Below are 23,683 nucleotides of genomic sequence, written 5' to 3'. Positions count from 1 at the left end.
GAGGTATCAAATGCCATCAGTGGTTTTTATCCGCCCCAATGGTGAACGGGTTGAAGTGCAGGTCCCAGCCGATTCGACCGTGATGGAAGCGGCGGTCGAAAACGGCATCGACGAGATCACCGCAGAATGTGGCGGCGCAGCGTCCTGTGCCACGTGTCACGTGTATGTCGATGAGCCCGACTTCTCGCGCCTACCCACGATGAGCCAACTCGAAGACGACATGCTCGATGGAGCTGTGGCTCCTCGTGAGTCAACGAGCAGGCTTTCATGCCAATTGACTGTCACCACTGAGCTGGACCGCATTGCCGTGCTCCTTCCCGCGGAGCAGTTCTAGTGGGTGTAGACGGTGCGGTCATTGTCGGTGGCGGCCATGGAGGTTTCACCGCCGCCGTAGCGTTGCGCGAGCAAAACTATCAGGGAACGATCACGCTTATCTCTGACGACGAAGGTCTGCCATATCAGCGGCCGCCGCTCTCGAAGGCGTATCTGGCCGGAAAAGTAGAGGCCGCTAAGCTCGCCTTCCGGCCGGTAGAGTTCTACCAGCGCAAAGCGATCGACCTGATCAACTCCCGCGCCGACCAAGTTGATCCAACAGCTCGGACGATCACACTGGAAAACGGAAGATCCCTCGGCTACGAACACCTAATCCTGGCTACAGGCGCGACGCCGCGAGCTGCAAACATCCCCGGATCCGGCTTGAAGGGGGTGTACAGACTGCATAGTCTGCGGGACGCCGAGATCTTGCGAGAAAAGTTCGAGACCGCGCGCAAGATCGTCGTTATCGGCGGAGGTTACATCGGGCTCGAGTTCGCCGCCACAGCAACCGCACGCGGGAAAGACGTAACGATCATCCAACGTGCGAGCCGCCTCATGGCGAGGTCCGTGACACCGCTGATGTCGGAGTACTTCCTACGCCAACATCAACAGTGGGGTGCTCGAGTACTGCTCGGCGCGCAAGTGCAAGAGATTGTCGGTAACGCCCAAGGCATTGTGCGGTCGGTTCGTGTACGGGACAACTCGGACATCGAGGCCGACCTTGTGGTGATCGGCGTGGGTGTCGATCCAAATACTGGCCTCGCAGAGCGTGCGGGTCTCGAGATCAGCAACGGAGTTGCGGTGGACCGCCACCTACGGACGTCGGATCGAAATATCTTCGCCATCGGTGACTGTGCACGCTTTCCAACCGCCGACGCGGGAGTCGCTGTTCGTCGCGAATCTGTGCAGAACGCCGTCGACCAAGCCCGCTGTGTCGCGGCGAACCTGGCTGGTCACGACAGCATCTATCAGAAGGTCCCCCTCTATTGGAGCGACCAACAAGACAGAAAGCTTCAAGTCGCGGGCGATTCCAGCGACTGTGACGATATCGTGCCAGCGGGCGACACCTCTGGCGACGGTTTCACGGTCTACTGTTTTCGCGACGGAACCCTGATCGCCGTCGAATCAGTCAACAGACCTTCAGATCACATCGCCGCTCGCCGCGTGCTGACCGCTGACGCCGCGCCCTTGTCGACGTCCATAACGCCCGATTTGATAACGCACGACTTAGATCTCGGAGCCCACGTGCGTCTGTTCGCGACCCCTGTCCTTGACGGAACAGGGTGACCACGTTCGGTCAAGTCCCAGGGCGTGGTGTACGACGTCGTCGCGTGACTCCTCGTCGGGTAAGTCAGGCAGTCAAGGCCGGTGTCACCTCCTCGGTGGACTCGGTGCTGCTGTCGGTGGTGTTGTCGGTGCGGGAGCGGGCCAGCACGTCCAGACCGAGATAGCGGCGCCCCTCGATCCACTCGTCGTGCTGTTCGGCGAGAACCGCCCCGACGAGCCGGATCAGGGCGGTACGATCCGGGAAGATCCCGACCACATCGGTTCTCCTGCGGATTTCCTTATTGAGGCGCTCCTGCGGATTGTTACTCCAGATCTGTTTCCAAATCTGCTTCGGAAATGCGGTGAACGCCAACAGGTCCGGCCGTGCCGCGTCGAGGTGGTCGGCAACCCTCGGTAGCTTCTCGGCGAGTGCGTTGATGACCCGATCATACTGGGCATGAACAGAATCCGCGTCCGGCTGGTCGTACACCGAGTGCAGCAACGTCTTCACCCAAGGCCACGACGCCTTCGGGGTCACCGCCATCAGGTTCGTCGAATAGTGCGTTCGGCACCTCTGCCACGAAGCGCCCGGCAGGGTCGCGCCGATCGCCGCCACCAGCCCGGCGTGCGCATCGGAGGTCACCAACCGCACCCCGGACAGGCCGCGGGCAACGAGGGAGCGGAAGAATGCGAGCCAGCCTGCACCGTCCTCGGACGAGGTCACATCCACGCCCAGGATCTCGCGGTACCCCTCGGCGTTGACGCCGACCGCGACCAGGGTGTGCACGTTGACTACCCGCCCGTTCTCCCGAACCTTGAGCACGAGCGCGTCGGCGGCGACGAAGGTGTACGGCCCGGCATCGAGCGGCCGGCTGCGGAACGCCTCGACCTGGGTGTCGAGGTCCTTCGCCATCACCGACACCTGCGACTTGGACAGCGAGGTGATGCCCAACGTGCCGACGAGCCGATCCATCCGCCGGGTAGAGACGCCGAGCAGGTAGCACGTCGCAACCACGGTGGTCAGTGCCTTCTCAGCGCGCTTGCGACGCTCGAGCAACCAGTCGGGGAAATACGAACCGGACCGCAGTTTCGGGATCGCCACGTCGACGGTGCCGACGCGGGTATCGAAGTCGCGGTGCCGGTACCCGTTCCTGCTATTGGTGCGCTCATCGGAGCGTTGCCCGTAGTCGGCGCCGCACAGCGCGTCGACCTCGGCGCCCATCAGGGCATGGATGAACATCGTCAGCAGCTCGCGCAGCAGGTCGGGGCTCGCACCGGTGAGTCGGTCGGTCAGGATCTGCTGCAGGTCGATATCGTGGGCAGTGGTCATCGCGTGCTCCTTCATCGAGTCGAGTTGGTAGCTCTCTCGAAGAATCACGCGGTGACCGTCTCTCGTCCGGTTACGACACGCCGGGTCATCGGATCGAGATCCCGGCTCGTACACCATCATCGTGGACGCAACCCCACGTTCTGCAGCTAATGAGGGTCGCAGCTACGAATCCTCCGAGTTTGAAGTACATCTCCGCCCTGCTGGGGCTGAACTCTTTGCAGCCACCGGCGATGCCTTCACCGCGACCGTCCGTCAGCGGCAACATCAAGGAAGCGTCATGATCGCAACACTTTTCAGGACACTCGCGACACCGCTGGCGGTATTTCTCGACTATGTGATGGTGCCGGGGCGGACGTTTGCGTTCTTCGAGTACATCGAGGAATACGATGACGACCTCGCTGGCCCCTGCGTCATCTGTGAGGAGGATCTTTCCGAGATGTACACCGAATTGTTTGGCTAACAACGCGATCCTGGTGTTGTCGGAGTCGTGGGGTACGTGGTGATCTGAGAGTTGCCGGCAAAGCGCCGAGAACAGGGCAACGTACAACCCTCGGGGTCTGGGTGTAGGCCACCGCGGCCCATTGAAAATGGCTGGTCAGACCAGGTAGTCCGCGCTCGGAAGTGTCAGGACGTTCGCGGCGACCGTAGAGCTAGTCAGCGTCCTCATGTCAGGCTGATCGGGACAGTGCGAAGGCCGGAAGACTGACGCAGTACGGGTCGTCAATAGGCGTCGGACGCTTCGCCGCACCGCGCCAGCGTGGCGGCGATGCCAGCCGCAGCCGCGAGGACTGGCGCGACGTGATCGGAGGGTCTGAACCGGGTTACCCTCCCCGCGATGCTGATTGCCGCCACTGGTCGGCCATCTGGACCGAGAACCGGTGCGCTCACGCACAGGACACCAATTGCTGCTTCTTCGTGTTCGAATGCCACTCCAGTTTCCACCACACGGTCGAGTTGTTGCCGCAGTCGGCCGGGAGTGGTGATAGTGCGCGGCGTGCGCCGCGGCATCGGTGCCGTCAGTACCTGGATCTGTTCCGACTCGGGTGCATGGGCGAGTAGGGCTTTACCCAATGCCGTGGCATAGACGGGCATCCGGCCCCCCACTCGCGACGGCGCACGTGCTCCTCGATGGCCCGCGACTTTGGCTAGGTAAAGCACATCACTACCGTTGCGGACACCGAGATGAACGATCTCGTGCGTGCGCTCGTAGAGATCTTCCATGAACGGCGCCGCGACCTCCACCAGGGTGCGCTCGATGGATGCGCGCATCCCCAACTCGAAGAGGTGTGAACCCAGGTGGAAGTCGCTGTCCACCCTGTCCAGCAAACCCGCCGAGACAAGGTCGCTGGCCACTCGGTGCAGCGTGGCCTTGGGTAACCGTGTTCGCCGTTGCAGTTCGGCGAAACCGACTCCGTGGTCTTCCGGGCCGAAAGCATGCAAGACCACCATGACCTTCCCGATCACGGATGCCGGATCCAAATCAACTACCACACAGAACATTATGAACTGGAGTTCCACTGAGGGGAACAAAATGATGGATCTAAATCCGGGCAGGCTTCACCATGACTCCATGCAAACTCGCTCCTATGAGATCGACGCGGCCTCCGACCGGCTGCGAGTGGCTGCGACAACCGGCGTACCGTGTCCGCCCGTACGTGATCTGATCGGATCCACCGATATGGCGGCTGCCTACGCCGTTCAGGCCCGTGGAACAGTGGCAAAGCTCGCCACTGGCGCGAAGGTCGTCGGCCGAAAGGTCGGGCTGACCTCGCGAGCGGTGCAGGCCCAGATCGGGGTGGACCAGCCCGATCTCGGCTACCTGTTCGACGACATGGAGTACATGCACGGCAATACGATCCCGATGAGTCGGCTACTACAGCCGAAAGTCGAGGCCGAGGTTGCATTCGTCCTCAAGGACGACCTCGCCGCCGGACCACTGGACGAGCAACAGATCCGCGCTGCTGTCGACTACACCACTGCGGCCATCGAGATCGTCGACTCCCGAATCAAAGCCTGGGACATCACCTTCGGTGACACCGTCGCAGACAACGGGTCGAGCGCCCTCTACGTCCTCGGGACTATCCGCAGGACCCTCGACGAGATCGAACCGGCGAATGTCGAAATGACCATGACCGTCAACGGGGAACAGGTGTCCAAGGGGAACGGTGCCGCGTGCCTCGACGACCCGATCAACGCCGTTGTGTGGTTGGCACACCAGGCGAGGACCTTCGGCGATCCTCTGCGCGCCGGCCAGGTCGTTCTTTCCGGGGCGCTCGGCCCGATGGCGACCGTCCACCCCGGGGACCTCGTCACCGCGACCGTCAGCGGCCTCGGCTTCGTTACAGCAACCTTCTCCAAGGAGTAGATATGAGAACTGGAAGCTCAGGGACGACCAAGGTCGCCATCATCGGTTCCGGCAACATCGGCACCGACCTGATGATCAAGGTCATCCGGATATCGGAAACACTCGAGGTCGCCGCGATGGTTGGCATCGATCCCACATCGGACGGACTCGCCCGCGCAGCACGACTGGGTGTGCCGACGACGGCCGAGGGCGTCGATGGACTGATCGCGATGGACGGCTTCGCCGACATCGACATCATCTTCGATGCCACCTCGGCCGGCGCCCATCGCGCCAACACCGCCAAACTCGCCCCATACGGTAAGAAACTCGTCGACCTCACGCCCGCGGCCATCGGCCCGTTCGTCGTCCCGCCGGTCAACGGCGACGACTCCATCGACGAAGACAACGTCAACATGGTGACCTGTGGCGGTCAGGCGACCATCCCGATCGTGTACGCCGTCTCCCGCATCACCGATGTCCCGTACGCCGAAATTATCGCCTCGGTCGCCAGCAAGTCCGCCGGACCCGGCACCCGAGCGAACATCGACGAGTTCACCGAGACCACTGCCAACGCGGTCGAAGCCGTGGGCGGCGCCTGGACAGGCAAGGCCATCATCATCCTCAACCCTGCCGAGCCGCCCCTGATCATGCGGGACACGGTGTTCTGCCTGATCGACGACCCCGACGAATCGAAGCTCGACCAAATTCGGGCGTCCATCGAGGAGATGGTCGCCGCCGTCGCCGAATACGTGCCCGGCTACCGCCTCAAGCAAGCCGTCCAATTCACCCGGATCTCCGATGGCGAACCTATCCACACTCTCCTCGGTAAGGGCGTCGGCGAGGTGCGGGCGAGCCACCGCGTCGGTGTCTTCCTCGAGGTCGAGGGCGCCGCACACTACCTGCCCGCCTATGCCGGCAACCTCGACATCATGACCTCCGCGGCGCTCCGCACCGGCGAAAAAATCGCCGGTCGGCTGAACGCTGACCACACAGAAAGCGCCAGCGCATGACTGATCTCTACATCCAGGACGTCACCCTACGAGACGGCATGCACGCCATCCGGCACCGCATCGATCCCACCGACGTCACCCGCGTAGTGACGGCCCTCGACGATGCAGGCGTCGACGCCATCGAGGTCACCCACGGTGACGGTCTCGGCGGCGGATCCATCAACTACGGGCCGGGGTCGCACACCGACTGGGAATGGATCGAGGCGGCCGCCGCGGCCACCAAGCACGCGAAACTCACGTCCCTGCTCGTGCCGGGGATTGGTACGGCAGAGTCGTTGCGGACCGCTTACTCCCTCGGCGTCCGCTCGGTTCGCGTCGCCACTCACTGCACCGAGGCCGACGTTGCACAACAGCACATCGAAACTGCGCGCGACATCGGAATGGACGTGTCGGGCTTTCTCATGATGTCGCACATGTCCCCACCTACCGAGCTGGCCAAGCAAGCCAAGCTCATGGAGTCCTACGGCGCGCACTGCGTGTATGTCACCGACTCCGGCGGACGGCTAACCATGAACGGTGTCAGAGAACGGATCCGCGCGTACCGCGACGTGCTCGACTCGGCGACACAGCTCGGCATCCACGCGCACGAGAACCTTTCACTATCGGTCGCCAACTCGGTCATCGCCGTCGAAGAGGGCGCCTATCGGGTCGATGCCTCGCTGGCAGGGCAGGGAGCGGGCGCAGGCAACTGCCCGATCGAAGCCTTCATCGCTGTGGCGGACATCGCCGGATGGAACCATCGCTGTGATGTGTTCAAATTGCAGGATGCGGCCGACGATCTGGTTCGCCCGCTGCAGGACCGGCCGGTTCGAGTCGACCGGGAGACCCTCACGCTCGGATATGCCGGCGTCTACTCGTCGTTCCTCCGGCACGCGGAGAAAGCCTCGGGCGAATACGGGGTGGACACTCGCGATCTGCTACTCGAGGTCGGGCGTCGTCGCCTAGTCGGTGGCCAGGAGGACATGCTGATCGACATCGCACTGGATCTCCTCGCGCAGCGGGACCTGCAAACGAGCTGAGCGTCTTGGCCAATTCGCGGAACGGACAGTGCGGCTTCAGCAAGGCTGCCGGGCCGGGATGTGATGTGCGGCGTTCGGCTTGTAGGTGGTCAACGCCCGATTCCGCACTGCACCTGCAGAAATGGCCCATCCGATGTCTGGTCATCTGAAGGGAACGGTCAAACCGGCCTCGACCGGCGGCGCCCATAATCACGGCCTGGCCGAAGGTCAGCTGGTGGTCAAGGAAATGACGCCCGAGCTGATCGTCTTCGTCTGCGACGATGCGCTGTGTCGTGCGGATAGGTTCGATCGCTTCTGCCCGCAGTCGGGATTCCTTCCCGCTTCACATTCCAGCGGCGCACGTCCCGCCGGAAAGCTCTACTTCAGCGCCAGAATGCTGATGAAGGAACCGACGCCACAGCTTCGAGGGCGCGTTGATATGCATCGGTGACGCGATGGCTGGCGAAACCTGTTCTGGTCGCTCACCGTACTCAGGTGAACCCGCCTTCACCCGGTTATCCGGACTGCCACGGGTGATGACGCCACAAGTCCAGATCGACATCACGGAGAACAGATGAAATCCTATGATCAGGCGTTGGTTGACTTCGCTATGCAATGGAGCGCCTATGGAGGCGGTGACGACTACATCTTCACCGAGTTCGGTATACCGCCAGCAACATTCTACCGACGCGTTCTGTGGTTGGTGGACAGGCGGTTTGCCACCAATCTCGACCTGCCTGCTAGGCAGCACGTCCGGAAACACTGCCTCGCGAAGTTGGCATCTTTCCGAGTACCCGCCGCGACAGCCGAGTTCCAGCACGACACAGTCTTGGAGAACCGCCCGTCACCAACGTCGACCCCACCATCCGAAATCGCTGTGGACGCCGGCGTCGCGACGAGCCGGCGCCGCACCGAGCGGCGCCAACCCAACTCGCCCGCAGCGGCAGCCCCATCAACCGGCGTGCCGACGCCGACTTCATGATCTGGACGCACTCGGCGAGCATCGAAGCCCTCCAGGCCACCTACGCCGACTTCCGCCGCACCACCGCCCTGGGCCGTGCGAGCAAGCCGGTGTGGAGCAACGTCGCGTGCCACCGTCCCGCCGAATTCAACAAGAGCCACATCCCGGCGTTCCTGGCCGGCGAGGACCCGGGCAACTACGTCTGCGTGTACCCGTTCGTCCGCTCCTACGAGTGGTACCTGCTGCCCGACGACGAGCGGCGCAAGATGCTCGCCGACCACGGCATGGCGGCCCGCAGCTACAAGGACGTCCGTGCCAACACCGTGCCCGCGTTCGCGCTCGGCGACTACGAGTGGATCCTGGCGTTCGAAGCGCCGGAGCTGTACCGCATCGTCGACCTCATGCGTGATCTGCGCGCCACCGAGGCCCGGCTGCACGTCCGCGAGGAGGTGCCGTTCTTCACCGGCCCGCGGGTGGATGTGGAGAAGCCAGTCACGGCTCGACTGGGATCAGCTGAACACGCTGGGAGGCAGACTGTTCGGCCCTCCTCCCACACGTAGCGTTGCATCCAAGGCGGACGGAAGTTACCGCCGTGACGAATTGTCAATAGGACGCTGCGATGTTCAACGACTTGAGAGCATATGCCGAAATCTCGAGGAGGGCGTTCCTGACCGAGGCACGGTTCCGTGCGTCGATGCAGATGATTGGTACGTCGGCTTTGACCGCCAGTGCGGCCCGGATGTCATCTTCAGGGTGTCGGGGTGCGTCGTCGAACTCGTTGACGGCCACCAGAAAAGGAAGTCTGCGGGATTCGAAATAGTCGACCGCGGCGAAGCTGTCGTCGAGGCGACGGGTATCGATGAGAACTATGGCACCGATCGCTCCGCGCACGAGGTCATCCCACATGAACCAGAACCGGTTCTGGCCGGGCGTTCCGAACAGGTAGAGGATCAGATCGTCTGCCAGAGTGAGGCGCCCGAAGTCCATCGCGACGGTGGTGGTCATCTTCTGTGGGGTTGCCGTGACGTTGTCGACCCCGGTACTCGTGTCGGTGACCATCGCCTCGGTCCGCAGCGGAACGATCTCGGAGACCGACCCGACCATGGTCGTCTTCCCGACACCGAATCCGCCCGCGATGACGATCTTGGCTGAAATGACCCGGTCGGTCGAGGGGTTCGTCGGGAAAGGGCCGGCCGAACGTAAGCCTGACGGAATCATGACCGCGCTGCCGAACGGGGCATGGCTTCGATTTCGGATCCGACGCGTTCGACCAGGACCGCCATCTCGTAACCGACCTGTCCGATGTCGCATTCTGCTGTGGTCAAGGCAGCAAGTTGCGAGCCGTCTCCGACACTCATCAACAACAGATAGCCGTGCTGCATTTCCACGACCGACTGCATGACCCCACCGCCCTCGAACAGCGTCGATACACCGGCGGAGAGACTGGCCAGCCCCGAAGCCACCGCCGCGAGTTGTTCAGCTCGGTCGATCGGGAGGTGCGCGCTCGCGGCCATCAGGAGGCCATCGGCCGAGACCAGCGCCGCGTGTGCCACGCGGGGGATGTCGCGGGCGAAGTTCGACACCAACCAGTTGAGAGTGCCACCACTTGTCACGAAGGTTCCTCCTGTTGCCTTTGGTCGCGTAGTCCGGGATCGCGTGGTGTGCCCGTCCTGCCTGCGCGGACGCCATGTTGGTGTCGCGTGAGATTTGCGCGGACAGTCTCGGGCGTGCGGGCGCGTCTGGACATGTGGTCTATCTCGTCGACCCCGCCAGGGACGAGGCGTTGCCCGGGGATCCGTTGCGGCAGGCCGTTTCGGATGGTCCGCTCGGGCGGGTGCTGCGCGGCTCGGCGCGCTGCCGACCAACCGGTATCCGCCCGCGTCACCCATTGTTCCGGAATCACCTCCCTGTCGGTCTTGGTGGGGTCGGTCAGCCACGGGGGAGCGATACTGGCGAAAATCGGGGTCTGGTCGGTCCGGTCTTCGTGCGCTGCTTCGGCTACAGCCCGAGGTTGGAAGAAGGACGCTGTCCGGGAGGAGTCCAAACGATCTCGCGGCGCGGGTCCTCGTGGAGCTTCACTATGTTCCTGGATTGCGACGGATCGGGGTCGCGCGGAGGTAGTGATCCCGGTTGCCCCGGGTCGGCGTTGAGGCAGAGCGCCGGTTTCGGGCTCGCCCGATTCCCCGACTCGATCGCCGGCGAGAGGTGCCGGCTCTTGACCTGCGCGGTGTAGCGGGAAGGCGACTGCTGTCTCGTCCGGAATCCGTGCGCCGGAACGAGCGGACGTGCGGGTGGCATGCGGACCAGCATCCGGGAACTGGCCGCCTGAGCCCTGGATTTCAGCGTCGGGTGCCACGGTGAGCACATCACTGGAAATGCGGACCGACGCGGTAATTCCCGCATTGCGAGGCCGGTCAAGCGTCGGGCGGAGGGCAATGGTGATGTTGTGCCGATTGCTGAGTTCGCTGACGACGAAGAGGCCCATGTGGCGGGCAGTGTCCGGGGTGACTTCAGGTGTCGCGGCAAGTCGGTCGTTGAGTTCGTGAAGGTCGGTCGATGACATGCCGATTCCGCGGTCCACGATCTCAATCACGACACCGCCGTCGATAGTGCGCGCGCAGATCACCGTCACGGCACTGTCCGGCGGCGAGAAGTGCAACGAATTGTCTAACAATTCTGCCAGGGCATGCACGAGATCCCTTCCTGCCATACCGGTCAACGCCACTGGTGGCACCGCACCGACCTGAACACGCTGATAGTGCTCCACCTCGGAGATGGATGCGCGCACGGCATCGCCCAGGAGGATGGGCGCCGGGCGATTGCGCCGATTGTTGCTGCCCGCCAGGACGAGAAGGTTGTCGCCGTTTCGGCGCATCCGGGTGGCGAGGTGGTCGAGTCGGAAGAGGTTGTCGAGGCGCTTGGGGTCACGTTCTTCGAACTCGAGTTGTTCGATCAACTCCAGTTGTAGGTCGATCAGCGACCTGCTGCGCCGGGCGAGCGTTTCGAAGACGTTGTTCATCTGTAGTCGAAGCTGTGCCTGCTCGCCGGCGAGCAGGAGAGCTTGGCTGTGGATGTCATCGATGGCACGCGCAAGTTGGCCGATCTCTTCGTGGGTGTGCACGTCGATGGGATCGAATTCGAGTGTGGCGGCGTTCGCACCGGACTTGAGTCGTCCGACCGCCGCCGGCAGGTCAGTGTGAGCCACTTGGAGAGCTCCATGCCGCAGTCGTCGCAGCGGCTTCAGCAGGGATCGTGCCACCACCACGGCGAGCAGAATCGCGGCGAGCAGCAGCGCCGTGACGACCGCGGTGTCCCGCCAAGCATGGGTCCGCAGCTTGTCCGACTTGGCCACCACTGCATCCTTCAAATCGGCGGATGCCGTGGCGATTGCACTGGAGTAGTCGTCGACGCTCGCGATCAGCGAGTTCTTCAGATCGGTCTGTGCCTGGTCAGCGCTCTCGCGGTCAGTGACATTCTGCGAAAGTGTGGTGCGGTCATTCACGCCTTGGCGGAGCGTCGCCGTGGTTGGGTCACCGGGCGCATACCGTTGCTCGACCTTGTCGAGCAGTGCAGACTCGGTTCGTAGGTGGGCCAGTATATTGACGCTCTCGGCTTCGAGAGTTGCATCGGATTCCCCGGTGAGGATTGCGGTTGATGCGACGACGGACAGGCCCTCCGCCGAGAGGAGTTTCTGGGCCGCCCACAAATCCTCGAGACGCGCGGTCTTGACGACCACCTCGGGGTCGGCAATCGGCGCGGTGATCGCGCTCACCGCGCTCGATAGGGCGGATCTGATGGACGCGAGCTGTGCGGTGAGTGCCGTGGTTGATGTGGGTCCCTGCTTGGCTTGGGCGCTCAAGGCACGCGCACCGGAGAGGGCTGTCGCAACGTCGGAGGCCGCGCCGTCGTCGAGCATCGCCGCTGTATTGGCATGTTCCACGTCCATTATCGAGGCGTCGAGGTTGCCGATCATCGAAGTAGTAATGGTGCGTAGTGCCAACGTTCCCATCACCACGGCCGCGTCCCCGTCCAACTCGACGAGAAGTGGAAGGATCTGGACCCTGTCCGCGACAGTGGTGAAGTCTGCTGCGGCCCTGAGGCTTTCTTGCACGCGAAGAACGCCGAGCCCGGCAGCGACCAGAAGGGGAACGGTCAACACGACTGCCATCTTCCAACGCAGCGGCCACTCTGCAATGCCCCGTGCCGACCGCTGCCCAGTGACTCGGCTGAAGCCGACCGCGGCGGGTGCACGACTCATCGTGCACCCCTCGGCTCAAATGATCCTGGGTTGCGAAAGGGGTCCGGTGACTGCCGAGGTGAACGAATCGATGCGGCAGAGAACGCTCGTGAGATCAATCCCAGTTTCATCGTCACCGTTCCACTTTCGACTTCAATCTCGTGCCGAGATATGTCTACGGGCGTTTCAGGGCCGCATCACCTGACCGGACGGGCAGCAGCTACTGGCCACTCGGCCAAGTGCATTTCGGTGCCTCATCCCCGCGACCCGAACAACTCAACCCGGCGGGAGGTGGCCGTTCAGCCCACTTCCCGCCCACGGCGCAGGGGCCCACTCAGGGAAGATCGGTGCTGTCGGGCGCCGTGTGCCCGCGCGCATTGGTACCAACGGATCATCGAATCAGTCGATGAATCGAGACCCCTCGGCAGTGAACCATTTCCGGATGAGAGGGCCGGCTCCAACTCCATCGCCTGGGCCTTTCCGAGTTCGACGCCCCACTGGTCGAATGAGTCGATGCCGTAGATGATTCCTTCGACGAAGACCTGGTGTTCATACAGGGCGATCAGCTGCCCGAGCACCGACGGGGTCAGCCGCGGGGCCAGCACGGTGGTCGAGGGCTGGTTGCCGGGCATCGTCTTGTAGGCGATCAGGTCGGGGGCGGTGTCTTCCCGTGTGAGCTCCTCGGGTGTCTTTCCGAAGGCGAGAACGCGCGATTGCGCGAACAGGTTGCTCATCAAGATGTCGTGCATGCTGCCCGCGCCGGCTGCCGCTGGAAGGTCCTCGGTGGGTTCGGCGAAGCCGATGAAATCCGCCGGCACCAAACGCGTTCCCTGATGCAGCAGTTGGTAGAAAGCGTGCTGACCGTTGGTGCCCGGTTCGCCCCAGACGACTGCGCCTGTCGAGGTTTGGGTGGGGCTTCCGTCGGCCCGCACCGACTTGCCGTTTGATTCCATGGTGAGTTGTTGCAGGTAGGCGGGGAACCGGCCGAGGTCGTTCGAGTACGGGAGGATCGCTCGTGTCTCGGCGCCGAAGAAGTTCGAATACCACACTCCCAACAGCGCGAGAATGGTCGGCGCATTGTCCTCGAGCGGCGTATCAGCGAAGTGCGTATCGATGGTGTGGAAGTCGTCCAAGAACTCCTCGAAGGAGTCTTTGCCGATCGCAATCATGACGGCGAGGCCGACCGCGGAACCCACCGAGTACCTGCCACCGACCCAGTCCCAGAACCCGAACATATTCTCGGCATCGATCCCGAACGCGGTGACCCGGTCAGCGTTGGTGGAGACGGCGACGAAGTGGCGAGCGACCGCCTGCGCGCCCAACGCGGAGGTCACCCACCCTCTGGCGTTGGTGGCGTTTGTGAGAGTGTGTTTGAAAACCGTCAGGTCCGGGCAAGTCGCCTGGTCATGGTCGCGATCATCGCGATGTGAACCATGGCTTCGTGGTGGTCGGGTCTGGTTTCGTAGTCGCGCACGCAGCGGCGGTGCTTGTTGATCCAGGCGAAACTTCTCTCGACCACCCACACGCGGGGCCGGACGTGGAAACCCGTGCTGCCGGGGATGCGTTTGATGATCTCTATAGGCAGGGCGAGAACGTCTTTCGCCCAGACGGGCAATCGTCCGGGGTAACCGCCGTCGGCCCAGGCCAGCCGGAGGGTGGAGAATCTACCGCGCAGCGCAGCCAGCAGTCGGTGCGCGGCGTCGCGATCCTGGATCGAGGCAGCGGTGACGACGACGGCGAGCAGCAGGCCGTTCACATCCACCGCAATGTGTCGTTTGACGCCGTTCGTTCTCTTACCGCCATCCCAGCCGCGGCTCGATCGAGGCACGGTGTCGGCGGCCGGCACCGTCTGCGAGTCGATGATCGCCGCGGTCGGGCACCGGTCCCGCCCGTCCCGCACCCGCAGTCGGTCGCGCAGCGCGTCAAGGATGTGCTGCCACGCGCCGCTGTGGGCCCAGCGTGCGAAGACCGCGTACACCGTCCCGGCTGGCGGGAACTCCACCGGCAGTTGCCGCCACGCGATACCACCACGCACGATGTACAAGATGGCATCCACTATCACACGGCGGCAATACTTCTCGGGTCGTCCCCCGCGGCCTGCCGTGCTGCCCGGCGCAGGCAACAGCGGCTCGACGATCGCCCACTCTGCGTCTGTGACCGACGACGGGTACACCGCATAACCATGTCCGTCCACCGCGTGGGGCGGGCACGACGGGCATGGCGAGATCGGCGATGATGGCATTGTGGGCTCCTGGTGGCTAGGACTTGGTTATCACCGACCCAACCAGGAGCCCACTTCTTCGGTTCTCAGTCAGGCACCTGCGCGCCCATCGCGAGTTCTCAAACGCTCTCTCAGTGAGCACCCCGACCAGAGAGAACTGCTGCTCGCCGATTTCGCCGGCCACATCGACAACACGATCGACGAGGTGATCCGCTTCGCCTCCCCGGTGCCCTACATGCGGCGCACCGCGACCGTCGACACCAACTCGGCGGCGCCCAGATCGCGGCGGGGGACAAGGTTGTCATGTGGTATTTGTCCGCGAACCACGACGAACGCATCTTCGACGGTCCGGGCCGGTTCGACATCACCCGGGCGAACTCCGGCAAGCATCTCGGGTTCGGGGCGAAAGACATCCACCACTGCCTGGGCGTGAACCTCGCGCGGCTGGAGCTGCGCGTCATGCTCGAAGAACTTTTCACCGCCCACCCGACGCTCCACGTGGTGGGCGAACCGGAACTGCTGCTCTCCGCGTTCGTCAGCGGCATCGATTCACTTCCGGTCCGGACACGTGACTGATGGTGCCCCGGGGCGTCACCTCGACCACAGGATGGAAGAAGCCTGAACTGCGAAGATGACATGTCCCCTCCTCTGACTCCAGCCGGGGCATCGAGGAATCGGCCTGCGCCTTTCGCACTCTCCTGTATCCGGCTTCGGGGAATCGTCTAGCGGCAGAGTCTCCGAACACCGAAACGCCTCCGTGCTCGCAGTGAGAACGGAGGCGTTCTGAGGGTCGGGAGAGAAAGCCCGACGGGTAGGGGACATGTCCTCTGTGCAGCTCAGGGTAGAGAGTCGAACTCCAGTGACATCGAATGCGGGCGGCCGCCGATCATTCTGAGCGTCGGCGCCGGGGCTTCTGCACATCGGTGCGCGCGCCCTGCCCGGGTCTGTTGTTGGCCCACTCGATGACTTCGCCGCGCTTCCACAGTGGCGTTCGCCCGATCTTCTCGACCGGGGCCGGCGCCTGCCCCCGGGCGACGTACGAGCGCCACGTCGAGGCGGAGATCTCGGTGCCGGACTCGGCCTTGATCAGGTCGATGCACTCCTGCGAGGTGAGCCTGTTCGGGTTGGCCATCTCAGATCTCCGGACGGGTCGTGGCCTGGACCGCGGAGTCGCAGACGTACGGCCGAGTGAACGATGACGAGTGACGGGGGCAGTGTGGCCTGCACCCGGGCGCAGTCCGGTGACGCGGGGGTTCCATGCGCTAGACCCTACAGCTCGAGGATGTGATGCCAGCGCGCCTGTCTGGGACATGTGGTATCTCTTCATACTTGCAACAATACAATATGACGCTGTAAGGTAAAAGTGAAATCAGGTCAGAGGGAAGGGGTACGGATATGTCGCCGCTGCTGATCACCGCCGCTTTTGTCGCGTTCACGATTGTTGTGGTCTGGAAATTCGGCTACGGGCTGGCGCGGATCGCCGGCATTGTCCTCGTACTCAAAGGGCTGGTCTGGCTGGTTGCGGGTGCAGCCGTCGGCGCCCAGCTCGGCGCGATGGCGGCGGGTACGGCGGTGTGGCTCACTGGGCATTTGTTCGGCGCCTACCGGCACCGAACATGGGGTTCGCGCCTGGCCAAGCTGATCTTCACCCGGATTCCGGGACTGCGCGTGCTGGATCCGCAGCGCCGCAAGCGCCAGTCCCGCAGGCCTACCCGCCCGGAACCTGGCCGCCGGGTGCCCGGTGACGATTGGACGCAGTGGGAATCCGAACTCGACGAAGGCTCCCCCCACGAGCGGAAGGTGCCGAAGACCTCCCCGCGCCAGCACCACAGGTCCTCGAGGATTGCCCGGATCGGGAGCCGCGTCGCACGCAGCGCGGCCTGTACCGCGGTGCGCCTGACAATCCGGCACGTACCGGCTGCCCGCGCCGCCCATCGCGCATATCGCTTCCTGCGCTGACCTCCCACTCGCCAACGAACGGAGACTCAATGACCGCACTGACCATTTCGCACACCGCCATGCCAGTAATGCCCAGCAATCTAGGGGGAATCATGACCGATCAACTCGTTCAGGGCCGCAATGTGTTGGACCTGCGCCCCGGCGACGTCGTGCGCGAACGCAATGTCGACTGGCCGGAGCCGTTCACTGCGGGGGAGTTCTACGACTACACCGTCGCCGAAATCGACCGCGTCAACACCACCACCGTGCACGTCGGCATCGTCACCGACGGATTCCCCGCCGCCGTCCCCTACAGCCCCGACCAGTGGGTGACCGTCGTCGAGGAGGGCAAGGCATCCCGATGACCCCGAACTGCATGTCGGAGGGTGTCGTCACGATGGCCACCGAGGAGGAGACGATGACCGAAGCAGGCAACGACCCCCGGGAATGGGTGACGCGCATGCTCGCCCCGGGCCATGCGGTCATACTCGACTGCGAAACCTGCGATCTGGACTCGTCCATTCTCGAGCTGGCTGTCATCGACGCAGCCACCGGCGCCGTCCTCCTCGACACCCTCGTCGATCCCGGCGACGTGCAGATCCACCCCGCGGCGGCAGCCGTACACGGCATCAGTGCCGCCCAACTCATCGGCGCTCCGGACTGGCCCACCGTGTTCCCCGCCCTCGCAGCGGTCACCGCGGACCGGGTCGTACTCGCCTACAACGCCTTCATTAGGCAAGTCAGTTGTCGGACGACTGTTTGTCGGATTGCGAAGGCGGTTGATACTCGCTTCAGGTCTCGGGATCAACCGTGTTCGTGGACCGCAGTCTGGCGACGTTGCTGAGGTCGGTGAGTTCCTCGCGTGTTTGTTGCAGTTCCAAGGAAAGTTCTGCGATGGCCTGTCGGAGAATCTTGGTGGTGGCTCTTTCGTTCGCCAGTTGCTGTTTCGTGTTGGTGAGGCTGTTTTTCAGGGCGGCGTGTTGGTCTGAGAGTTGTTGGAAAGCTGTGGGTGTGGAGTTTTGGGCTTTGACCCGGGCCTGGAAGTCGTCGATGAGGTCGCGGTGGTCGTAGACGACGTCGCGCCGTAACCCGGATTCGGTGATTAGTTCTGTGGCGGTGAGCTTGCCGGAGGAGGAGTGCAGCGGGATTCCCTCCAGCAGCCGGTGGATTGCGGCGCGAATCGCTGACCTTTCTTCGTCACGATCGCGGAATTTGCGGTTCGTCATTCACTCTTCCTTCGGGGACTGCTGACTTGCTTGTTCGTGTCTTTCGACGGTCGTGCTGAGGGTGGCGACTTGGGCTGCTGCGCGGTCCCGTAGCGGTTGTGGAGCGAGCGGGTCGTCGGCATGCAGGGTCAGTATGTGAAGCCGCTGACGGAGCTGTTGGATGTCACGGTCGGTGTAGACGAGGTTGACGCAGGTCGATCGGCATTCGGACTCGTCGGGTGCGTCGTTGTCGGGAAGCCCCATCGCCAGCTTTGCCTTTCGGCAGGCCGCGGTCTCCTTGGTCCACACGCAGGTCATGCCGTCACCGTGGTGGACGTTCGGGTCGGCGTGGGTGAGTAGGCGCTCGGAGTTGCGGACGCCGGTGACCACCCGGCCGGCGAACGCCGCCGACTGCGCGATCCGCGTCTTGTATTCCTCTGTGGCGGGACCACTGACGTGCTCGCCCTCGTCCAGCAGCGCCCGGTCCTGGCCGACCTGTTCGAGCACGAATTCCAGTCGTTCGATGACCAAGTCGTCCATCCAGCCGGTGTCCGCGTCTCCGGCATACGAGAGAGTGACCTTGGTTGCGAGATGACCGTACTGCAGCGCGGCGGCGATCAAGCCGCGCGGGCGGCGGACGATGAAGTGGGCCAACGTCCGTCGGAAACGCGAGACGTGTAAGCGCTTCGTCGGGTCGGCGGGGATCGGAACGCCGCCGTCGGCGGTGACGAAGTTGTGGTTGATCCAGTCGATGAACCCGCCGATGTCTTGCGCGATGTAGTACGTGGTCCGGGTATGCGTCTGGGCTGTGCGCAGCGTAGGACGTCCGTAGGCGGGAGGAAAGATCAGTGGGTGTGGGGTGAGTTGTTCTAGGAGTGCGATCGCATCGTGCACCGGTTGGACGACCACCCAGGGCCGCGCCCACGGGTCGTCTGCGAGGTGGGCGTCGACCAGCGGGGTGCGGCCTTGGCCCTTGCCGCGTCGGCCAACCAACAGGAGCTCGCCGGTCTCCGGGTCGGTGTCGCAGCAGCCGCGACGCAGGTTCAGTGCTTCGCCCGGCCGCAAGCCGCTGAGGTAGCAGACGATGACAAACCCGGCGGCAGTCAGAAACCGCACCAGATCGGGCAGTTCCTGCGGCGTGATCGGACGGTCCCGCCACGGTCGACCGTCGATGGTGCCGTTGATGGCACTGCTGAGCGCGTAGCTCTCGGTGAGCGGCAGGCCGGACTCGGCCACCATCTCGCGCTGACGAGCGGAACTTAAGCGGTGATAGGAGAAACCCAAACCCATCAGCCTGAGCAGGGTTTGCTCATCGAGTGCCAGCACACCGTCTGGCCGGCGTTTACCCGGCAGCGCGGTGCCCTCTCGCGCGGCATCGGCAAGGAACTTCGCGAGTCGCTGTCTGATCGGCAGTCCGACGAACCGGGCTTGGGAGGGGTGGCTGCTCTGTTGGAGCTGCTGGTAGGTCCGCCATGCGTCGGCGATGTCCGGGCCGATATCCTCGAGCATTCGCAGCGACCAGGCCAGCAACGCCTCCATGGTCTCTGCCGCGATTCGCGGAGTCTTGTTCACCCTCGGTGCCCGCGGCACTTTGACCAGGTTGTCGCCCGAGGCCCCACCCCAGGGGGCCGAGGTGGCCAGCCGGCACGGCTGGGGCAGCAGATCGCGGTAGGCGTGAACGAGGACAACGGTGTTGAGCAGCTGGCGCTTTCGGATCACCGGGCAGTCCAGGGTAAGGACGTGGGTGCGGTAGGCGTCCAGGTGTCGATCAGTCAGTTCGCCGAGCCGGGTCAGGCCTCGGTGGGCCATCCACTCGGCCAACACCCGTAGATGGTGTGTGGTGTGTGAGATGGTCTGCACCGCCAGCAGCTTCGCGCCGGTGCGCACCGCGTGCTGCGCTGGCACCGGATGGTCCAGCAGCGCCAGACACACCGTCTTGAGCGGCAGGACCAGCGCGTCAGGGAACTTCGTCCAGTGCACAGCCCAGACCCCCTGATGGCTATCCGGCTGGGCCGGCTGCAGCGCCCAGGTGGGATCACCGAAGCGAGATAGCTGTTCGGCAGGGGTATCAGGCCGGATCACCCGACCCCGCAGAATCGGCACCTCCGGCGCGGGCCACGGCGACGACGGAGCCCCGGTGGGCTGAGTTGAAGGAGTCGCCGCGGTCACCGTAAGTCCCATCGTCCGTCGAGCACCTGTTCGACGAGGCGGCGCTGCTCACCGGTCACGTCGGTCCGTGCCCGATCCTGCTCGGCTGATGTGTAATGACCGAGGATGTCGCCGAGTCGGTCCAGCACGGGAGCGTACTTCGCCGTCCACATTTGCGGATCCAGATGTGGTCGCAGCGCAGCGATCTGGTCGGCAGCGGCGATCTGTACCGGCAGATGATGGGGGAGTGCGCGGGCATTGACGCAGTCAAGGCATTCCAGAAATGAAGCAGGGCAGGGCATCCCCACCTCGGAGTGCGGGCTATTGGTGTGGTCGGTGCAGCCGGCCAGCAGTGTGTCGTGATGTCCGGACATCAACGCGGACACCGCCCGGACGGGGAGGGCGGCCTGCTGGGCCGCCGCCTGCGGGTCGGCGCGGGCCAGCGAAACGAACTCGGTGGTGAACACCGGGACCGCGTGACGGCGGCGGGCCTTGTCCACCTCCCGCCGCAGGGCCGACGCGACAACGGTGCGAGCGTCGCCGATCACCTGGTCGCTGCGCATCAGATACTGGTCGTTCATCGTCGTCCGAGTGTGTGCGACCGGTCGGCGGGTGCGAGCGATCGCCGTGTTGCGCAGCCAGCGGGTGTTTATCGACGGGGGACCCTCCGAGGTCGCAGAAGAAGTGACCGGGAAGCCATTCGTTTTCGCCCAGGCACCGACGTGGAACGATTGAGGCCGAGAAGTCCAATACTCGCCCTTCCTGCTCGGGGAGGCGGTGTATGCGCCGAACGCTCCCTGGTGACGACCGTGGCGGCGGGACAGTTCCGTCAGCTCGAGCAGCAACTCGTAGACCCGTAGCGTTGACCGGAACAGCCGGCGATCGCCGGTATCGGCGTCGAGCACCCCAGCGAGGCTTGGCGGCAGATCTTCCAGCGCGGTCACGATGTGTTCTCGGTCGGGGCCGCGGCGAGGTTTCGTCGCCTCGAGCAGCACGATTGCCGCGGTATCCAGTGCTCGCCCATCGGGGCGATACGAGGTGGCAGGCCACCCGCTGACCGTGCCGAAGTTCTCGCCGGTCATCGCAGTTATCAGCAGCGCAAACGCGGTCATCTCGTGCGGAGTCAAGCACAGAAGTGCTGCGATGTGCCTTACCCCGCCCAGCTTCGACAGAGCCTCGCTCGGCGTGCCCCGGCGCGTGCGGAGGACGTCGCCGGTCCGGTCGAACAGATCCAGCTGCCGGGCCAGGAAACAGTCGGGGTGATCTTCGGCGATCCTCTCGTCCCGGTATCGGCTCAGCAAGCTCCGGCCGGCCCGAATGCGGTTCCGCGCCAAACGAACGTCCCTGCGCAGCGTGCTCGTGATCTGTTGCCACTGCACGTCGGTGTACTCGGTGGGCCGTGACGGCACCGATCGGTCACGGTTACCTGCGGGTCGAGTGGCGATCAAGTCGGCCCGCACGTCCGCCGGTAAGTCTGGATCGTCGCGGAGTATCCCGCGCAGCGAATCGACATAATACAACTGCGACCGTAGACCGTGGTATCTGTCGTGAAATGCAGTGAGATGATCCGCGGTCACGGCTGAGGCGTCCCCAACCGGGGGATCGCTGGCGCCGAGTACGGCGGCGAACCTGCCTATCATTTCGTAGGTTTGGGTGGCGGATTTGATCCGCTTGACCGCGGCAGGCGGCCGGATTCGTCGAGCGAACGCACGCGCCAGCCACTGCTGTACCGCGGGCTCCACAGCGAGTTTGGTGAAGTCGTAGATCTTCTCCGCACCGCCCTGCTCCTCGATGAACCTCACCGCGGTGCCACCCTCCAGCACGAGCTCCGGTGCTCTCCAGCCCTTCTCGGGAAGCGACGCCGATTGGCCGCCATACCCTCTCACCGCGTTGCCTCGATCGCGACCGTGGGGGACAGGACCCGTCCGCTGTTGGCGGCGACCGCTCGGATGAGGGTGTCGACCACGCTGGTCTCCTCCTCGTTCAGAAGCGACATCATGTAGTCGACCTGCAGCGCGTTGAACGGTTCGAGGTACGTGTCCTTCGTCGTTGCTGGGTCCCGATGACCAAGCAAGGCTGCCATCTGATACCAGATGTCGCCGAACTGATCCCGAAGGTCAGCGACCTCCACGTCGGTGAACCCCTCAATGCGGTGCTGCCACACCGTCGAGAGGATCGAGAACCACTTCAGCGCAAACGAGTGCCGCAACATGTGCGGACGACACCACAACGGACACTCGGCTTTCCGTTCCGTGCGCTGCTCCCCCCGCAGTTCTGGCCAGGTGGCCGCGACCCACGCCTCAGCAACACGGGCGTTCGCGTGCTGGAACGTGTCCTCCCACCCGTGCGCCCTCTTCGGTAACCCGTCGACCCGCAACCACAACGCCACCGGTTCCAACCCGCCGGAAGATCGGCGGAACAGCCGGCGGCGCTCGTCCGGCCCGAGGACGTCGACCGACAGTTGGTACGTGCCATGCTCACCCTCGATCGACAGCAACCGGCTGCGCGGGTTGTAGCCGGTCACGATCCGCACGCCGGGGATCCGGTCGTAGCGCCCTGCACGCTGCGCCCGTTCGACGATCTCGGCGCGCGAGCCCGCCGCCGGGTCAGTGTAGGAGGCGATCGAACGCAGTGCGCTGCGCGGAATCCGATACTCCCGTCCCTCCTTCTTTCCCTTGATGCACGCCGCAGACAGCCACGCTTTGGGAAACCGTGTCATGCCCGGAGCGGGTAGTTCGATGTCCAGCACGCTGGACCACTCGGTGACCCGCAGCCCAGTGCCGTAGAGCCCGTCGACGAAAGCCCCGTCCCGGTCTTCGCTTGCCCCACGCCATCCCGGCCGCCGTAACCCGTCGAAACCGTAACCGCGCAGTCCAACGTCGCGCCATTGCTCGAACGCCGGCCGCAGCATCCACTTCACCTGCCGCCGATTGGCACCGGTAGGGCGCAGCGGATCGCGCCGCCCCCGACCGCTATCAGGCAACGAGTCGACACCGAAATCGCGCCGTCGAGCGGCCACCGTGGTGGCGGGCATCGGATTGGCGACGCCGTAGCGCGCCGAAGCCCACGCATAGAACGACTTCAGCGCGGCCCGGTCGGTATCGAAACTGGTCGGCGCGACCCGGCCGTCATTGGTGACATCGGTGAGCCTCCAGTGCTTGAAGGCCTCGACATCGCGGAAGGTTGCGTGATCCCACCGCTGGTCGCACAGGCGCAGGAAATTGAGCCATACCACCAACGCGAAGGCGTACCGACGCCACGTCGAGGGAGTCGCATCGGCCATCCTGCCCGTGCGGAAGAACAGGTTGATCCGCGGATCAACCTCACCTGACGCCATTACGATGACCGGGGTCCCATGACGGGCACCGTTCCGCGACGCCCGTTCGTGCAGGTCGCCGAATCCAGCCAACTCCTCGACTCCGACGCCAGGTTGACCCGATACGAAGTCGTAGAACTCGACCTCCCAGCGCCCTGCATCACTCGCCACACGCCCTCCAGGATCTTGCCTCGACCGACAACTCTGAAGAGCCTAGAGAAAACGCATCATTTGATCAGAGCCGCATCCTGCACGACTGCCACCGCCACAGCCTCGACCCCCTGCACCTGGCCGACACCGAGCGGTGGGGATGCATCATGGTGAAGCGCTCCCAGGCCGAAGGCGTCGAGAAGAACATCCGACTCGACGGTGCGCACCGCGCCTGCGGCGACGC

The 23,683-nt window shown here is 64.1% G+C and carries 22 protein-coding genes and 4 pseudogenes; 14 read left to right on the top strand and 12 right to left on the bottom strand.

The features are described from left to right. Positions 1 to 10: 10 nt before the first annotated feature. Both CJ179_RS00130 and CJ179_RS00125 read left to right on the top strand, forming a co-directional pair. Entirely contained in the window at positions 11 to 334 is a 324-nt protein-coding gene (locus tag CJ179_RS00130) for a 2Fe-2S iron-sulfur cluster-binding protein (protein WP_095860296.1), read from the top strand. Continuing rightward, positions 334 to 1,602 (top strand): NAD(P)/FAD-dependent oxidoreductase, encoded by a 1,269-nt coding sequence (locus CJ179_RS00125; RefSeq protein ID WP_095860295.1) that lies wholly within the window; start codon positions 334 to 336, stop codon positions 1,600 to 1,602. The genes CJ179_RS00130 and CJ179_RS00125 overlap by 1 nt, the downstream gene beginning before the upstream one ends. 64 nt (positions 1,603 to 1,666) lie before the next feature. On the opposite strand, the gene CJ179_RS00120 is transcribed toward CJ179_RS00125, so the two are convergent. After that, the gene (locus CJ179_RS00120) at positions 1,667 to 2,911 is read right to left on the bottom strand and encodes an IS256 family transposase (protein ID WP_095861004.1); all 1,245 of its coding nucleotides are present in this window, start codon (positions 2,909 to 2,911) and stop codon (positions 1,667 to 1,669) included. Positions 2,912 to 3,032: 121 nt separating this feature from the next. On the opposite strand from CJ179_RS00120, the gene CJ179_RS52090 reads away from it, so the two are divergent. Beyond that, the gene (locus CJ179_RS52090; RefSeq protein ID WP_143548855.1) at positions 3,033 to 3,371 is read left to right on the top strand and encodes a hypothetical protein; all 339 of its coding nucleotides are present in this window, start codon (positions 3,033 to 3,035) and stop codon (positions 3,369 to 3,371) included. Between the two features lie 260 nt (positions 3,372 to 3,631). Here the strand turns inward: CJ179_RS52090 and CJ179_RS00110 are convergent, their stop codons facing one another. Beyond that, the gene (locus CJ179_RS00110; RefSeq protein ID WP_095861003.1) at positions 3,632 to 4,411 is read right to left on the bottom strand and encodes an IclR family transcriptional regulator; all 780 of its coding nucleotides are present in this window, start codon (positions 4,409 to 4,411) and stop codon (positions 3,632 to 3,634) included. Positions 4,412 to 4,481: 70 nt separating this feature from the next. Here CJ179_RS00110 and CJ179_RS00105 point away from each other — a divergent pair, with 70 nt between their 5' ends. From CJ179_RS00105 to hemQ, 6 genes and pseudogenes are all read left to right on the top strand, one after another. Further along, positions 4,482 to 5,276 (top strand): 2-keto-4-pentenoate hydratase, encoded by a 795-nt coding sequence (locus CJ179_RS00105; protein WP_095860293.1) that lies wholly within the window; start codon positions 4,482 to 4,484, stop codon positions 5,274 to 5,276. 2 nt (positions 5,277 to 5,278) lie between these two features. Further along, positions 5,279 to 6,265 carry an acetaldehyde dehydrogenase (acetylating) gene (locus CJ179_RS00100; RefSeq protein WP_095860292.1) on the top strand — a complete coding sequence of 329 codons (987 nt, stop codon included), beginning with the start codon at positions 5,279 to 5,281 and terminating at the stop codon, positions 6,263 to 6,265. Beyond that, a complete protein-coding gene (dmpG, locus tag CJ179_RS00095) occupies positions 6,262 to 7,284 on the top strand; it encodes a 4-hydroxy-2-oxovalerate aldolase (protein WP_095860291.1) in 1,023 nt (340 codons plus the stop codon). The genes CJ179_RS00100 and dmpG overlap by 4 nt, the downstream gene beginning before the upstream one ends. A 121-nt stretch (positions 7,285 to 7,405) precedes the next feature. Then, positions 7,406 to 7,714 carry a hypothetical protein gene (locus CJ179_RS00090; RefSeq protein WP_095860290.1) on the top strand — a complete coding sequence of 103 codons (309 nt, stop codon included), beginning with the start codon at positions 7,406 to 7,408 and terminating at the stop codon, positions 7,712 to 7,714. Positions 7,715 to 7,837: 123 nt separating this feature from the next. Then, positions 7,838 to 8,245, top strand: a complete 408-nt coding sequence (locus tag CJ179_RS52470; protein WP_257015185.1) for a hypothetical protein — start codon at positions 7,838 to 7,840, stop codon at positions 8,243 to 8,245. Further along, positions 8,224 to 8,784, top strand: a pseudogene (gene hemQ, locus CJ179_RS00080) (hydrogen peroxide-dependent heme synthase); the annotation flags it as partial. The gene CJ179_RS52470 and the pseudogene hemQ, both read left to right, overlap by 22 nt. Positions 8,785 to 8,827: 43 nt before the next feature. On the opposite strand, the gene CJ179_RS00075 reads toward hemQ, so the two are convergent. The 5 genes and pseudogenes from CJ179_RS00075 to CJ179_RS00055 all read right to left on the bottom strand — a co-directional run bounded on the left by CJ179_RS00075 (position 8,828) and on the right by CJ179_RS00055 (position 14,634). Continuing rightward, positions 8,828 to 9,442 (bottom strand): ATP/GTP-binding protein, encoded by a 615-nt coding sequence (locus tag CJ179_RS00075; RefSeq protein ID WP_095860289.1) that lies wholly within the window; start codon positions 9,440 to 9,442, stop codon positions 8,828 to 8,830. Then, on the bottom strand, positions 9,439 to 9,837 hold the full coding sequence (locus CJ179_RS00070; RefSeq protein WP_179377470.1) for a roadblock/LC7 domain-containing protein: 399 nt from the start codon (positions 9,835 to 9,837) through the stop codon (positions 9,439 to 9,441). Before CJ179_RS00070 ends, CJ179_RS00075 begins: the two co-directional genes overlap by 4 nt. Then, positions 9,834 to 12,392 (bottom strand): ATP-binding protein, encoded by a 2,559-nt coding sequence (locus tag CJ179_RS00065; protein WP_257015360.1) that lies wholly within the window; start codon positions 12,390 to 12,392, stop codon positions 9,834 to 9,836. The genes CJ179_RS00070 and CJ179_RS00065 overlap by 4 nt, the downstream gene beginning before the upstream one ends. A 368-nt stretch (positions 12,393 to 12,760) precedes the next feature. Continuing rightward, a pseudogene (gene pgi / locus CJ179_RS00060) lies at positions 12,761 to 13,828 on the bottom strand (glucose-6-phosphate isomerase); the annotation flags it as partial. A 14-nt stretch (positions 13,829 to 13,842) separates the two neighbouring features. Next, positions 13,843 to 14,634 (bottom strand): IS5 family transposase, encoded by a 792-nt coding sequence (locus CJ179_RS00055; protein ID WP_095860287.1) that lies wholly within the window; start codon positions 14,632 to 14,634, stop codon positions 13,843 to 13,845. Between the two features lie 178 nt (positions 14,635 to 14,812). On the opposite strand from CJ179_RS00055, the pseudogene CJ179_RS53725 reads away from it, so the two are divergent. Further along, a pseudogene (locus CJ179_RS53725) lies at positions 14,813 to 15,258 on the top strand (cytochrome P450); the annotation flags it as partial. 310 nt (positions 15,259 to 15,568) lie between these two features. Here the strand turns inward: CJ179_RS53725 and CJ179_RS00045 are convergent. Beyond that, positions 15,569 to 15,814, bottom strand: coding sequence for an AlpA family transcriptional regulator (locus CJ179_RS00045; protein WP_005257276.1), 246 nt, complete (start codon positions 15,812 to 15,814; stop codon positions 15,569 to 15,571). Between the two features lie 263 nt (positions 15,815 to 16,077). On the opposite strand from CJ179_RS00045, the gene CJ179_RS00040 reads away from it, so the two are divergent. From CJ179_RS00040 to CJ179_RS53720, 3 genes are all read left to right on the top strand, one after another. Then, complete coding sequence (locus CJ179_RS00040; protein ID WP_095860286.1) at positions 16,078 to 16,641, top strand: hypothetical protein; 564 nt, start codon at positions 16,078 to 16,080, stop codon at positions 16,639 to 16,641. Between the two features lie 92 nt (positions 16,642 to 16,733). Continuing rightward, positions 16,734 to 16,985, top strand: coding sequence for a hypothetical protein (locus tag CJ179_RS00035; protein WP_095861001.1), 252 nt, complete (start codon positions 16,734 to 16,736; stop codon positions 16,983 to 16,985). Further along, the gene (locus tag CJ179_RS53720; protein WP_306454226.1) at positions 16,982 to 17,464 is read left to right on the top strand and encodes a 3'-5' exonuclease; all 483 of its coding nucleotides are present in this window, start codon (positions 16,982 to 16,984) and stop codon (positions 17,462 to 17,464) included. Before CJ179_RS00035 ends, CJ179_RS53720 begins: the two co-directional genes overlap by 4 nt. On the opposite strand, the gene CJ179_RS00025 is transcribed toward CJ179_RS53720, so the two are convergent. The 4 genes from CJ179_RS00025 to CJ179_RS00010 all read right to left on the bottom strand — a co-directional run bounded on the left by CJ179_RS00025 (position 17,412) and on the right by CJ179_RS00010 (position 23,460). Further along, positions 17,412 to 17,846, bottom strand: coding sequence for a hypothetical protein (locus CJ179_RS00025; RefSeq protein ID WP_095860285.1), 435 nt, complete (start codon positions 17,844 to 17,846; stop codon positions 17,412 to 17,414). The genes CJ179_RS53720 and CJ179_RS00025 overlap by 53 nt on opposite strands. Continuing rightward, complete coding sequence (locus tag CJ179_RS00020; protein WP_218834792.1) at positions 17,847 to 19,805, bottom strand: hypothetical protein; 1,959 nt, start codon at positions 19,803 to 19,805, stop codon at positions 17,847 to 17,849. It abuts the gene before it with no gap. Between the two features lie 185 nt (positions 19,806 to 19,990). Continuing rightward, complete coding sequence (locus tag CJ179_RS00015; protein ID WP_218834791.1) at positions 19,991 to 21,859, bottom strand: hypothetical protein; 1,869 nt, start codon at positions 21,857 to 21,859, stop codon at positions 19,991 to 19,993. After that, complete coding sequence (locus tag CJ179_RS00010) at positions 21,856 to 23,460, bottom strand: integrase (protein WP_095860283.1); 1,605 nt, start codon at positions 23,458 to 23,460, stop codon at positions 21,856 to 21,858. The genes CJ179_RS00015 and CJ179_RS00010 overlap by 4 nt, the downstream gene beginning before the upstream one ends. 50 nt (positions 23,461 to 23,510) lie before the next feature. Between CJ179_RS00010 and CJ179_RS52460 the strand changes: the two are divergent. Beyond that, positions 23,511 to 23,683: pseudogene (locus tag CJ179_RS52460) on the top strand (3'-5' exonuclease); the annotation flags it as partial.

The organism is Rhodococcus sp. ACS1 (assembly GCF_002300155.1).
Classification (GTDB): Bacteria; Actinomycetota; Actinomycetes; order Mycobacteriales; family Mycobacteriaceae; genus Rhodococcus_F; species Rhodococcus_F koreensis.
This window is presented reverse-complemented; position numbering and strand designations above follow the sequence as displayed.

Excerpts from the sequence above, each read along its gene's own strand:
- CJ179_RS00130 (WP_095860296.1), top strand. The coding sequence starts at position 11 with ATGCCATCAGTGGTTTTTATCCGCCCCAATGGTGAACGGGTTGAAGTG.
- CJ179_RS00120 (WP_095861004.1), bottom strand. The coding sequence starts at position 2,911 with ATGACCACTGCCCACGATATCGACCTGCAGCAGATCCTGACCGACCGA.
- CJ179_RS00110 (WP_095861003.1), bottom strand. The coding sequence starts at position 4,411 with ATGTTCTGTGTGGTAGTTGATTTGGATCCGGCATCCGTGATCGGGAAG.
- CJ179_RS00105 (WP_095860293.1), top strand. The coding sequence starts at position 4,482 with ATGCAAACTCGCTCCTATGAGATCGACGCGGCCTCCGACCGGCTGCGA.
- CJ179_RS00100 (WP_095860292.1), top strand. The coding sequence starts at position 5,279 with ATGAGAACTGGAAGCTCAGGGACGACCAAGGTCGCCATCATCGGTTCC.
- dmpG (WP_095860291.1), top strand. The coding sequence starts at position 6,262 with ATGACTGATCTCTACATCCAGGACGTCACCCTACGAGACGGCATGCAC.
- CJ179_RS00090 (WP_095860290.1), top strand. The coding sequence starts at position 7,406 with ATGGCCCATCCGATGTCTGGTCATCTGAAGGGAACGGTCAAACCGGCC.
- CJ179_RS52470 (WP_257015185.1), top strand. The coding sequence starts at position 7,838 with ATGAAATCCTATGATCAGGCGTTGGTTGACTTCGCTATGCAATGGAGC.
- CJ179_RS00075 (WP_095860289.1), bottom strand. The coding sequence starts at position 9,442 with ATGATTCCGTCAGGCTTACGTTCGGCCGGCCCTTTCCCGACGAACCCC.
- CJ179_RS00065 (WP_257015360.1), bottom strand. The coding sequence starts at position 12,392 with ATGGCAGTCGTGTTGACCGTTCCCCTTCTGGTCGCTGCCGGGCTCGGC.
- CJ179_RS00045 (WP_005257276.1), bottom strand. The coding sequence starts at position 15,814 with ATGGCCAACCCGAACAGGCTCACCTCGCAGGAGTGCATCGACCTGATC.
- CJ179_RS00040 (WP_095860286.1), top strand. The coding sequence starts at position 16,078 with ATGTCGCCGCTGCTGATCACCGCCGCTTTTGTCGCGTTCACGATTGTT.
- CJ179_RS00035 (WP_095861001.1), top strand. The coding sequence starts at position 16,734 with ATGACCGATCAACTCGTTCAGGGCCGCAATGTGTTGGACCTGCGCCCC.
- CJ179_RS53720 (WP_306454226.1), top strand. The coding sequence starts at position 16,982 with ATGACCCCGAACTGCATGTCGGAGGGTGTCGTCACGATGGCCACCGAG.
- CJ179_RS00025 (WP_095860285.1), bottom strand. The coding sequence starts at position 17,846 with ATGACGAACCGCAAATTCCGCGATCGTGACGAAGAAAGGTCAGCGATT.